The sequence below is a fragment of the Bacillus sp. G402 genome (genome assembly GCF_051172515.1).
Taxonomy (GTDB): domain Bacteria; phylum Bacillota; class Bacilli; order Bacillales; family Bacillaceae; genus Bacillus; species Bacillus altitudinis.
Genome location: NZ_JBPIZC010000004.1, coordinates 59678 through 71838 on the forward strand (window position 1 = coordinate 59678; position 12161 = coordinate 71838).

Annotated in this window: 11 protein-coding genes; 9 read left to right on the top strand and 2 right to left on the bottom strand. The window is 44.5% G+C overall.

Translation table 11 applies throughout. The annotated features are described in order from the left end of the window. The first annotated feature begins 7 nt into the window (after positions 1 to 7). From purH to ablB, 4 genes are all read left to right on the top strand, one after another. A complete protein-coding gene (purH, locus tag ACSBQP_RS16060) occupies positions 8 to 1546 on the top strand; it encodes a bifunctional phosphoribosylaminoimidazolecarboxamide formyltransferase/IMP cyclohydrolase (RefSeq protein WP_435028616.1) in 1539 nt (512 codons plus the stop codon). 12 nt (positions 1547 to 1558) lie between these two features. Then, positions 1559 to 2833 carry a phosphoribosylamine--glycine ligase gene (purD, locus tag ACSBQP_RS16065; RefSeq protein WP_024719399.1) on the top strand — a complete coding sequence of 425 codons (1275 nt, stop codon included), beginning with the start codon at positions 1559 to 1561 and terminating at the stop codon, positions 2831 to 2833. A 119-nt stretch (positions 2834 to 2952) separates the two neighbouring features. Then, positions 2953 to 3147: a hypothetical protein gene (locus ACSBQP_RS16070; protein WP_341298060.1), complete on the top strand. Its 195-nt coding sequence runs from the start codon at positions 2953 to 2955 to the stop codon at positions 3145 to 3147. Positions 3148 to 3162: 15 nt separating this feature from the next. Then, entirely contained in the window at positions 3163 to 4008 is an 846-nt protein-coding gene (gene ablB, locus ACSBQP_RS16075) for a putative beta-lysine N-acetyltransferase (protein ID WP_254001068.1), read from the top strand. Here the strand turns inward: ablB and ACSBQP_RS16080 are convergent. Next, positions 4003 to 5661: a PucR family transcriptional regulator gene (locus ACSBQP_RS16080; protein WP_165378775.1), complete on the bottom strand. Its 1659-nt coding sequence runs from the start codon at positions 5659 to 5661 to the stop codon at positions 4003 to 4005. The genes ablB and ACSBQP_RS16080 overlap by 6 nt on opposite strands. Before the next feature lie 191 nt (positions 5662 to 5852). On the opposite strand from ACSBQP_RS16080, the gene ACSBQP_RS16085 reads away from it, so the two are divergent. From ACSBQP_RS16085 to ACSBQP_RS16100, 4 genes are read left to right on the top strand one after another with little or no spacing between them, the layout of a single operon-like run. After that, on the top strand, positions 5853 to 7217 hold the full coding sequence (locus ACSBQP_RS16085; protein WP_435028617.1) for an aspartate aminotransferase family protein: 1365 nt from the start codon (positions 5853 to 5855) through the stop codon (positions 7215 to 7217). 12 nt (positions 7218 to 7229) lie between these two features. Beyond that, positions 7230 to 7916, top strand: coding sequence for a CoA transferase subunit A (locus ACSBQP_RS16090; RefSeq protein ID WP_008344277.1), 687 nt, complete (start codon positions 7230 to 7232; stop codon positions 7914 to 7916). Then, on the top strand, positions 7892 to 8557 hold the full coding sequence (locus ACSBQP_RS16095; RefSeq protein WP_017366757.1) for a 3-oxoacid CoA-transferase subunit B: 666 nt from the start codon (positions 7892 to 7894) through the stop codon (positions 8555 to 8557). Before ACSBQP_RS16090 ends, ACSBQP_RS16095 begins: the two co-directional genes overlap by 25 nt. 14 nt (positions 8558 to 8571) lie before the next feature. Further along, positions 8572 to 9837: a peptidase gene (locus ACSBQP_RS16100; RefSeq protein WP_041093187.1), complete on the top strand. Its 1266-nt coding sequence runs from the start codon at positions 8572 to 8574 to the stop codon at positions 9835 to 9837. Positions 9838 to 9862: 25 nt separating this feature from the next. Here ACSBQP_RS16100 and ACSBQP_RS16105 read toward each other — a convergent pair whose 3' ends face one another. Next, the gene (locus ACSBQP_RS16105; protein WP_008344274.1) at positions 9863 to 10084 is read right to left on the bottom strand and encodes a YgaP family membrane protein; all 222 of its coding nucleotides are present in this window, start codon (positions 10082 to 10084) and stop codon (positions 9863 to 9865) included. 125 nt (positions 10085 to 10209) lie between these two features. Between ACSBQP_RS16105 and ACSBQP_RS16110 the strand changes: the two genes are divergently transcribed. Next, positions 10210 to 11952, top strand: coding sequence for an adenine deaminase C-terminal domain-containing protein (locus ACSBQP_RS16110; RefSeq protein WP_282746697.1), 1743 nt, complete (start codon positions 10210 to 10212; stop codon positions 11950 to 11952). Positions 11953 to 12161 lie beyond the last annotated feature (209 nt).

The window sequence follows — 12161 nt, forward strand, 5'->3', positions numbered from 1 at the left end:
CAAAGGCATGACGATCAAACGCGCATTAATCAGTGTTTCCGATAAAACAAATCTTGTACCTTTTGTGAAAGAACTAACAGAACTTGGCGTTGAAGTGATTTCAACTGGTGGTACACACAAACTTCTTCAAGAGAACGGCATTGATGTCATTGGTATTTCTGAAGTGACTGGCTTCCCAGAAATCATGGACGGACGACTCAAAACACTTCATCCGAACATTCACGGTGGACTGTTAGCAGTGAGAGAAAACGATGAGCATATGGCACAGATTGAAAAGCACGGCATTCAGCCGATTGATCTTGTCGTTGTGAATCTATATCCATTCAAAGAGACCATTTCTAAAGACGATGTCACGTATGAAGAAGCGATTGAAAACATTGATATTGGCGGACCGGGTATGCTTCGTGCTGCTTCTAAAAACCATCAGGACGTCACTGTGATTGTAGACCCGCGTGATTATGATTCTGTCGTTCAACAAATTAAAGAAGGCGGCGTCTCACTAGAGAAAAAACGTGAGCTTGCAGCAAAAGTATTCCGTCATACAGCTGCTTACGATGCCCTGATTGCGGATTACTTAACGAACTTTGTTGGCGAAACAGAGCCAGAACAGTTCACAGTCACATTTGAGAAAAAGCAATCTCTTCGTTATGGAGAAAACCCACACCAAGCGGCGACGTTCTATGAAAATGCGCTTCCAAGCAAAGGCTCTTTAGCTACTGCAACGCAATTACATGGAAAAGAACTTTCCTACAACAACATCAAAGATGCAGATGCAGCACTTCAAATTGTACGTGAATTTACGGAGCCAGCGGCTGTGGCTGTAAAGCATATGAACCCATGTGGTGTTGGGACAGGAGAAACGATTGCAGAAGCATTTGATCGTGCATTTAAAGCAGATGAAACATCTATTTTCGGCGGCATTGTGGCGCTTAATCGTGAAGTAGACAAGCAAACGGCTGAGGTGCTCCATACGATTTTCTTAGAAATCGTCATCGCACCATCGTTTAGCCAAGAAGCACTTGATGTGCTAACAGCGAAAAAGAACCTTCGTCTACTAACATTAGATGTAGAAGCAGGTCTTGGGAAAAAAGAAAAGCAGCTCACAAGTGTTCATGGTGGATTGCTCGTTCAGGATATCGACACATACGGCTTAGAGGAAGCAACGATCTCTATTCCAACGAAAAGAGAGCCGACTGAAGACGAATGGAAAGACTTAAAGCTCGCTTGGAAAGTCGTCAAACATGTGAAATCAAATGCCATCGTTCTAGCGAAGGATCAAATGACAGCAGGTATTGGTGCTGGTCAAATGAACCGTGTTGGCTCGGCTAACATTGCGATTGAGCAAGCAGGTGAAAAGGCAAAAGGCAGTGCACTAGGTTCTGATGCATTTTTCCCAATGGGCGATACAGTGGAAGCTGCTGCAAAGGCAGGCGTCACAGCGATCATCCAGCCAGGTGGTTCCATTCGTGATGAAGAATCGATCCAAAAAGCAGATGAATACGGCATCGCCATGGTCTTCACTGGCGTTAGACATTTCAAACATTAAGGGGATGACAGTGTGAACGTATTAATTATCGGCAGAGGCGGAAGAGAGCATACCATCGCATGGAAAGTGAATCAAAGCGAACTTGTCAGCCAAGTATTTGTCGCACCCGGCAATGATGGAATGACAGACGCAGCAAAGCTTGTACCGATCGACGAAGGCGATCATGAGGCGTTAATTCGTTTTGCAAAAGACAATAACATTGGCTTAACAATTGTCGGTCCAGAGGTTCCTTTAATTGCAGGTGTCGTCGATGCATTTGAAGAAGCAGGTCTAAAGGTATTTGGACCGAATGCAAAAGCCGCAGTCATTGAAGGCTCAAAAGAATTTGCAAAGGACTTAATGAAAAATTATGAGATCCCGACAGCCGCTTACGCCACTTTTACATCGTTTGAAGAAGCGAAGGCATATGTGGAAGAAAAGGGTGCCCCAATTGTCATTAAAGCAGATGGGCTTGCAGCAGGAAAAGGTGTGACTGTGGCAATGACGCTTGAAGAGGCAATCAACTGCCTGCATGACTTTTTAGAGGACGAAAAGTTTGGCGATGCGAGTGCATCGGTTGTCATTGAAGAATTTTTAACAGGTGAAGAGTTTTCTCTGATGGCCTTTGTCAATGGAGAAAAGGTGTATCCGATGGTGATCGCACAGGATCATAAACGGGCATTTGAAGATGACAAAGGACCAAACACCGGCGGGATGGGTGCTTATTCACCGGTTCCACAAATTTCAGATGAAGTGGTACAAAAAGCGGTGGAAGACGTAGTCAAACCAGCAGCTCGCGCGATGGTGCAGGAAGAGCGTTCGTTTACAGGCATTTTATATGCAGGCTTAATGCTAACACCAGAAGGCTCAAAAGTCATTGAGTTCAATGCACGCTTTGGCGACCCTGAAACGCAAGTAGTGCTCCCTCGTCTTGAATCAGATCTAGTCCAAGTATTCCTCGACATTCTAGATGGAAAAGATGTGGACTTGCAGTGGAAAGACACAGCCGCTGTCAGTGTCGTTCTGGCATCAGAAGGATACCCGGAAGACTACGCAAAAGGCACACCAATCGGTGCTTTGCAAACAACGGTCTCTGATGTCGTCACCTTCCATGCAGGAACGAAAAAGGAAAACGATCAATTCGTCACAAATGGCGGCCGTGTAGCAAATGTGACCGCATTTGACGACACATTTGAAGCGGCAAGATCAAGAGTGTATGAAGCGGTTGAAGAAATCATTCAGCCAGGTTTATTTTATCGCCGTGACATTGGCGCCCGTGCGCTGAAGGCTGCGGGGAAAAACGTCTAATCAAAACACCTTTCTATCTGACGAGATGGAAAGGTGTTTTTTCTTCTTCTGTTCATAGAGGGATGCGGGCAGGTTATGAAGAAGTAGTATGGGATTACGAATAAATTTAGGGAGGAAACATGGAAATCAAAGCATTTATCATCTTTGCAAACGTCATGCTTATTTTATATCTCATAACTATAAATAACATCATGGTGACTGCCATTAAGCAGAATAAATTGAAAAAAGGCGTAGCCATTAGTTATATGATCCTATCCATTTTTTCTGGCATTGCTATTTCTTCATTTTTAATTTGGAAGTTTTTCATTAGCTAAGAGGGGAATGAGTGTATGGTGCAATTGAAGAAACTTGCAAACGAGCGTTTTTCTGCTTTGATCTGTATGGATCCATTTAATGAGCGAATTCGTTTGGATGACTATAGCGGCAGGGTGCAGGATGTGATTCAGTCCGTGCTTCAGGAAGCGGCGGACTGCAAGGCGTCTAAGGTCATTGTAAAAGTAAGGCGTGAGCATATGCCGCTTTTTTTAGCAAAAGGCTTTCGGCTTGAAGGTGTGTTTTCTCATTATTTCCTCGGAAGTGATGCATACGGCATGTCGCTCTTTCTGACCGAAGATCGAATGAACAGCCCGTTTTGGCTGAAGGAAGATGAAATCGTTACGTCTATTCAAGAAAAGCCGATTAAAAAAAATCAAGGCGTGTGGCAGGATGAGTATGTGATGAGGAAAGCCGGTCCAGAGGATGTGCACAAGCTGGCAGCGCTCTATGATACGGTCTTTGAAACGTACCCCACACCAATGAATGAGCCAGATTACATCCGAAAGGTAATGGAGGAAGGGACGGTTTTTTATGCCGTTGAACATGACGGTCAACTTGTAAGTGCCGCTTCTGCTGAAATCAATGTACCGTATGGTCATGCAGAATTAACAGATTGTGCAACCCTTCCCACATACAGAAAACTAGGATTCATGCATCATTTGATTCTAGCCCTCGAACAAGAGCTTCAATCCATGCACATTTATGTCTTTTATTCTCTCGCCCGTGCACTGTCCTATGGAATGAATCAAGTATTTTATCAGCTCGGGTATACATACACCGGACGCTTTCAAAACAACTGCTATATTTTTGACAAAATTGAAGATATGAATCTATGGGTCAAAACGCCAAATGAATCATGAAATGGTTCTCATCTGATCAAGCAGACCAGATAGGCGGTACGCCATAATACTTAGCTGCAGCTTCATCCGATCATCAGTGGATTTGAGGCTGCAGCCTGTTCTCGTTTCAATTTGTTTCAACCGGTAGCTTAACGTATGCCGGTGAATAAACAATTCCCCCGCTGACTTTTGAATATTTTCATTATGTGCCAAATACACTTCGAGTGTATGAATGAGGTCAGCTCCTTGTTTTTTTGTATAAAGCAGCGGGCTTAACAGCTCCACGTAAAAGTCATGCAAATTCATTCCGGCTTCGTTCATTTCAAGCAGCATTCCATATAGACCGAGCTTCTGATAATGAATGATGCTGTCATCTGTTTTCAAAAGAGGAAGAAGCCTTGCTGCATACTGGGCTTCTTTTGCACTTTTGGCAAAGAGACTGATCTGGTCGTAGGCTCTTCCAATACCAATCACAATGGGATGGACGGGGAAAAAATAAGACCAAGTACTGCAGCATTCTTCTGATGCGCGATACCAATTTGTTTCTTGATACGTGCTTTTCCCTGCAGGCGTCAAGACGAAAATGGAATCAAGCCTTGCCTTTAATAAAAAAGGAATTTGTCTGCGTTCAAAAATGGATGTGAGCAATTGGGATAGGCGCTGCACCATTTGATGATCGAGCTGTGTGTGCTGATGCTGAAATTGAAAGTAGATGACGACTTGTTCCTCACTCATATCATATTGCAGCTTTCTTGCTTGTTCGATGACATAACTTTCTTCTGTGTATTGCTGTTGCAGCATATCATCCAATAAATGCCCCTGCATTTGGTTTTCTGTATCTTGAATGGCTTTTTGTTTCAACCATTCAATCGCATACACCGCACCGGCATGCTCAATGGCGATGGCATCGAGATGGTGCCACGTCTCTTTTTTCTTTAACGCCACAATGAACCCGAAAATATCCCCCATTGCAATCACGGGGCATGCCGCTAGAACAAACGCACCATATGTGTCATAGACGAGCCGACCTTTTTCCTCTGCCTGCTTGAGCAGAGAAGAGGTTTCAATCGGTTCGTCATCTGTTAGAAAGCCAAAAGCAGGAGAATAGGTCACTTCGTCTGTTTCGAGATGAGCTGCTGTTTGGTGCAAAAACACATCCAGCACCACGATATTTGCTGCTGTGAGATGTGCCAGTTCATCCGTAATTTGCGTGACATTTTTATTGCTCACATTTAAATGGGTCAGTCTTTGATGAATCGCAGAAGAATATTTGAGCTGATGGAGCTGACTGCTGACGATTTGTTCTAGAACGGCTTTTGTGATGTCTGAAAAATTGACATGGGGCGGAATCTCGATGAGCGGAATACCGCTATTTTCGGCGGCTTCAATGAGTGATGCGGGAATTTCCGTTAAGTACACGCCTTTATAGATGGCAATGGCTGAAAGACGATGAGATTGAATCAATTTTTCAAGCCGGATGCGTCTTTCTTTATTTTCTGTCAGTCCAAATCCAGTTGTAACAAGTAATTCTCCTTCGGAAAGTCTAGACGTGTCCTCAATAATTTCCACAATGGTCACCCACTGGATAAGACGATCCAGTCCATTTTCTCCAGCAAGCAGTTTGGTTTCTTTCATCATATCGAGCGAGAGTGCATCTTTGACGAGAATCGCCATAGACTCATGACCTCCTTTTGAACACTCTTATACACCATGTATAAAAAACACGCGTGAAATTCAGGCATATGGCGAATGGAGGATGACTGCCCTCTTGATTAAGCTAATCTTATACCAAGTATACAAAATTTTCTTGCGATTCATGTAAAAAGAAAAGTGCAGCTGCTGACAAGAGAGGGAGGAATGACAAAGTGGAGACCCGGGATTACTTAATCAAACCGATGTTAAATCAGCAATATCCTGTGGCTGTGAGAGGAGAGGGGATTTATTTATATGATCGGGACGGAAAAAAATATATAGATGGCTCATCAGGGGCAGTCACGGCAAGTATTGGACATGGCATACAAGAGATTATTGATGCGATGACGGAGCAAGCGAACAAGGTGAGCTTTACGTACAGATCACAATTTACGAATGAACCAGCGGAAGAACTAGCGTATGAATTGAGTACACTTTGCCCAGGTGATCTGAACTGGTCTTTTTTTGTAGGGAGCGGTTCAGAGGCAACGGAAACTGCTATGAAAATGGCGATTCAGCATTGGCAAGAGCAGGGGAAGACGGAAAAAAATCATATCATCTCAAGATGGATGAGTTACCACGGTATTACATTAGGGGCGCTGTCAATGTCAGGTCATATTGCAAGGAGAGAGCGCTTTGAACCACTGCTTGAAAAGCACCCAGTGCTGTCTCCGCCCTATAGCTACCGGTCATGGCTGCCAAAGGAAGACAGCAAGCAGGTCGAGTGGTATGTTCAGGAATTTAAAACCGTCATCCAGCGTATAGGAAAAGAGAGGATCGCCGCATTGATTGCTGAACCGATTGTTGGCGCAGCGGGAGCGGCGCTCCTGCCACCAGACGGATATTTCGAAGCGATGAAGCGTGTCTGTGAAGAAAACGACATTTTAATGATCGCAGATGAAGTCATGACGGGCTTTGGACGAACTGGAAAAATGTTTGCAATGGAACATTGGGGTACGGTACCAGATATCATGGTTCTTGGAAAGGGCATGAGCGCAGGTTATTCTCCAATTGCAGCAGTTGTCTCAACGGATCGTGTGATGGTACCGATTATCAGCGGCTCCGGCTCTGTCATGGCAGGGCACACATATAGTGCCAATCCGCTTTCAGCAGCCGTTTCATTAGCGGTCATTCGATATATGAAAAAACATCAGCTTCCCGACCGGGCTGACCTTTCTGGGCGATACATGATGAATGCTTTAAAAGATCTGCAAGTAGCCCATTCCATCATAGGGGATGTAAGAGGGAAGGGATTGCTTATTGGCATTGAGTTTGTCGCAGATCGTTTATCCAAAACGCCATTTCCAGCACATGCCCAGATAACCAATCTCGTTGTTGAAACGGCAAAACAAAATGGACTGCTGGTGTATCCAGCAAGCGCTGGAGAGGATGGAGTCGGAGGCGCAGCGGTTATGATCGCACCGCCGCTTTCCATCACACAGCAGGAAATGGATGAACTCATTGATTTATTCGGGCAGACCATCACACAAGTCGAACAAGAAGTGATCAATCGAGGATTTTTCCCATCTGCTATGTAAGGAGGAACGAACATGAACAAAACTGTGGGTTTGGATGAAGTGATGACGCGATTAAAAGATGGCATGACCATCATGTTTGGCGGATTTGGCGGCGTGGGTTCACCACCATCGTTGATTGATGCCATTTTGGAAGCAAATATTCAAGATCTGACATTGATCGGAAATGATGCAGGTTTCCCGCAAATTGGTGTGGGCAGGCTCATCACAGAAGGAAGAGTGAAAAAAATCATCGCCTCTCATATCGGCTCAAATCCCATTGCGGGACAGAAAATGCAGGCTGGTACATTAGACGTTCATTTTTACCCGCAGGGCATTCTTGCAGAAAAAATCAGAGCAGGCGGAATGGGGCTGGCGGGCATTGTGACAGATGTTGGGATGGATAGCCTGAATCTCGATGAGAAACAATTGGTTGAGCTGAATGGGAAGAATTATATGTTGGAGCCTGCGCTCACAGCGGATATTGCCATCGTCAATGCCTACAAAGCAGATGAAGTGGGAAACCTCATTTTTGATAAAAGCGCACGGAATACAAATCCGATTGTGGCGATGGCAGGAGACTGGACCATTGCGGAGGCAGAAGAAATTGTGGCAGCGGGGCAGCTCGATCCAGAAGAAATCGTGACGCCAGGCGTATTTGTGAATCAAATCGTGCAATCAAAAGGAGTGAACTGGACATGGGCATGGGAGACATCGATTTAAGACACCGCATTGCTAAAAGAGCAGCACAAGAAATTGAAGATGGCATGATTGTGAATCTTGGGATCGGCATTCCGACCCTAGCAGCAGATTACATTCCATCACATTACGAGGTGTGGCTGCATGCAGAAAACGGCATTATGGGGGCAGGTGCCTCGCCTCTGCAAGGGGAAGAAGATCCGAATTTGTGCAATGCCGGTGGTTTTCCCATTACGTTGACAAAGGGCGGCTCGTACATGGACAGTACGACTGCTTTTGGCATCATTCGAAAAGGTATGCTGGATATGACGATTTTGGGTGCACTTGAAGTAAGCAGTAAAGGGGATCTTGCCAACTGGATTGTACCGGGGAAAAGAGTACCGGGTATGGGCGGAGCGATTGAGCTGGCGCAAAAAGCGAAAAAAGTGGTGGTGGTGATGAGCCATCTGGATAAACACGGTCGATCTAAAGTGAAAACGGCTTGTACATTGCCGTTAACCGCTAAAGCGTGTGTCGATTTGATTATTACGGATATGGCGGTCATTGAGGTTAAGTCTCAGCTACTCATTTTACGTGAAGTCATGCCGCCATTTCAGCCGGAAGATGTCATAAGGGCGACTGAAGCGCCATTAATTTTAGCGCCTGATGTCAAATCTGTTGTGTAGAAAGGATGAACGACTTGCAGCCAATGACACGTATCAGAAACTGGATGAAAGAGCATCAGGATGAAGCCATTACGCTTCTTCAGCAAATGGTGCAATGTGACAGCACCCAAGGAAATGAAGAAGAGGTTCAGCAGATCGTGGCCAATAAACTGTCCGCCATTGGCTTTGATGTAGACGTTTGGGAAATTGGCGGCGATGAATTACTAGAGCATCCTTATTTTTATTCCCCGCGCCGATCTTTTCAAGGGAGTCCCAATGTTGCTGGGCGATTGAAAGGAAAAGGTGGCGGCAAATCAATTTTATTAAACGGGCACGTAGATGTGGTTCCGGCAGGAGATACGAATCAATGGACATATCCGCCTTACAGCGGGCATATCATAAACGGGAGACTTTATGGACGCGGGGCAACAGATATGAAAGGTGGAAACGTTTCTTTACTCTTTGCGCTTGAGGCACTGCATGCGCTTCAGATTCCCCTGAAAGGAGATGTGGTGTTTCATAGTGTCGTCGAAGAGGAAAGCGGCGGAGCAGGCACACTTGCAGCAATATTGAAAGGGTACACAGCGGATGCTGCCATCATTCCAGAGCCAAGTCATATGAACATTTTTCCGATTCAGCAAGGGTCAAAGTGGTTTAGGTTGCATATTAAAGGAAGGGCAGCTCATGGCGGAACAAGGTATCACGGTGTTTCTGCTATTGAAAAGAGCACGGTGGTCCTTTCTCATATAGCGGCACTAGAAAAAGAAAGAAATCAGCGAGTGACGGAGCCGCTGTTTCAGCATATTCCGATTCCAATTCCAATCAACATTGGGAAAATTCAAGGCGGTGATTGGCCGTCCTCTGTCGCAGATCTTGTCACAATGGAAGGCAGGCTTGGTGTGATGCCAGGTGAGACAGTTGAGCAGGCAGAGAAGGAATTAGAAAATTGGATGACTGGACTCGCTGAAAAGGATGATTGGTTTCAAGAACATCCAGTGGAGGTGGAGTGGTTTGGTGCTAGGTGGCTTCCAGGGTCAATCGACTCTGATCACCCGCTTTTAGGTCTATTGAAGGAACAATATGAAGAGGTCATGCAGCACCCGCCAAAGGTAGAAGCCGCCCCTTGGGGGACAGACGGCGGATTACTGTCACAAGCAGCGGATATCCCAATCATTGTGTTTGGACCTGGAACGACAGAGCTTGCCCATTTCCCGAATGAATCTATTGAGATCAAACATGTCATTGAAGCAGCAGAAATCATTGCTGGTACGTTGGTCAAATGGTGCGAAGCAGCGGAATGATTCACACACAAAAAAAGAAGGCTGTCTACTCAGCCTTCTCTTTATGTGTATTCTGCTGTTCACACATATAGGTCACTGGACAAAAACGAAGAATACCAGAACCCAATTTTAATCCACCGAGCATGATGCCAAAAAGCAGCATTTTACTCCATGGTTTTCGAGCATATAAGGATCCAGCTACAGTACATATCGTCATTCCGCAGGCAATTCTCATGAGCGCTTCCATTAAGCCAAGATTAGGTTTCATTGCAAGTGATTCTCCTTTTTTAAATTATTTTAAGTGTGATTTCAAGAAATTGTAACGTTTCATTAATGCGTAACGTGGTTCGTTATGTTACGATAGGGCTAATACAAATGAAGGAGAGTATGTGAATGTCCGAACGTACTTTTAATTGGAGAAACAATGACATCCGCACACAAATCGATGTAGTCGACTCAAAAATAGTTCCAACACTCCTTTTAACGAATGGACTCGTGCTAAACCCGTTTTTGAAGCAATGGGTGAAGGCAAATATTTGGATACATGATGATCGAATTGTTTATGTCGGAGCAGAGCTTCCTCAAAATAAATCAGCTAAACGTGTGATTGATTGTGAAGGTAAATACATTGTGCCGGGGTATATTGAACCTCACGCGCATCCGTTCCATATTTATAATCCCCAATCACTTGCAGAATATGTGTCTCAATTTGGCACAACAACGATGGTCAGCGATAACTTATTTCTTCTTTTGCAAAGCAATGAAAAGAAAGCGCTTTCCACTCTATGCGAATTAAAAAAGCAGCCATTTCAGTATTTCTGGTGGTCCAGATACGATCTTCAAACCGAGGTCAGGTATGAAGATGAGATGCTCCCTATTAACTATCGGAAAGAATGGATTGATCATCCCGACGTCCTACAAGGCGGCGAATTAACGAGCTGGCCAAGATTAATGGACGGTGATGATCTCATTTTATATTGCATGCAAGAAACGAAGAAGCAGAGAAAACGAATTGAAGGGCATTTCCCTGGGGCTTCTGAGAAAACGCTAACAAAAATGAAGCTGTTTGGAGCGGACAGTGATCATGAAGCAATGAATGCAGATGATGTGCTCAAACGCTTGTCTCTAGGTTATCATGTGTCCTTGCGTCATTCTTCCATCCGCCCAGATTTAGTGAACATTTTAAGGGAATTGCATGAGCGTGACTTTAGGCACTACGATCACTTTTTCTATACAACAGATGGATCAGCGCCTCACTTTTATGAAGAAGGCATGATCAATCGTCTCATTTCCATTGCCCTTGAAGAAGGCGTGCCTACTATTGATGCGTACAATATGGCGACTTTTAACATTGCGAAATACTATCAAATTGATGACTTATTAGGCGTGGTCGGTCCTGGCCGATTGGCTTCTTTGAATATTTTAGATGATCCGATGAATCCAAATCCAGAAACGGTGATTTCTAAAGGGATAATCCTGAAATTAGAAGGGGAGAACCAGCATCAATTCCAAGAGACAAAATGGGAAAATGGCGGGCTTGAACCATTAGATTTAAGCTATGACCTGACAATGAGTGACTTGCAATTCTCAATGCCTCTTGGTGTCAAAATGCGAAATTCTGTCATCATGGAGCCTTATACAGTGGAGATTGATAACTCTGTCAATCAGCTGTCCTGTGACCATGATCAAAGCTTCTTCAGCCTGATTGATCGAAAAGGCGAGTGGCGCGTGAACACAATGTTAAAAGGATTTGCAAACAAGGTGCAAGGGTTTGTCAGCTCATTTTCAACCACTGGTGACATTTTAGTGATTGGGAAAAATAAAGATGATATGATGCTTGCTCATAAGCGAATGAAAGAAATTGGCGGAGGAATCGTGCTCACAGAAAACGGAAAGATTTTGCATGAAATCCCGCTGCAATTATCAGGCTGTGCATCAGCTGAACCGTTTGAAACGGTTCTTCAGCAGGAGCAAACGTTACGCGAGCTACTCATTGAGCGCGGGTATCCATTTGACTGCCCAATTGATACACTTGTCTTTTTCCAAAGCACACACTTGCCGTATATTCGAGTGACACCAAGAGGAATATTTGATGTCATGAAAAAAACTGTACTCTTTCCGTCTATAATGCGTTAAAATATAACAGAGTGGAGCTGTATCATATTTGCTAGATTTCTGACCGCTGTTATAGGGCAGGAGTGAGCAATGGATCTCTTCGCTGCTAGATATGGTGACAAAGCATAGGGCTTTGACATGACGAATGAAGTGCCCAATTGTAAAATGAATCTGTCGGTTACGCTGGCCGACCAACATATTTTGAATAATTAAGCAAGGCGGGGCGCAGG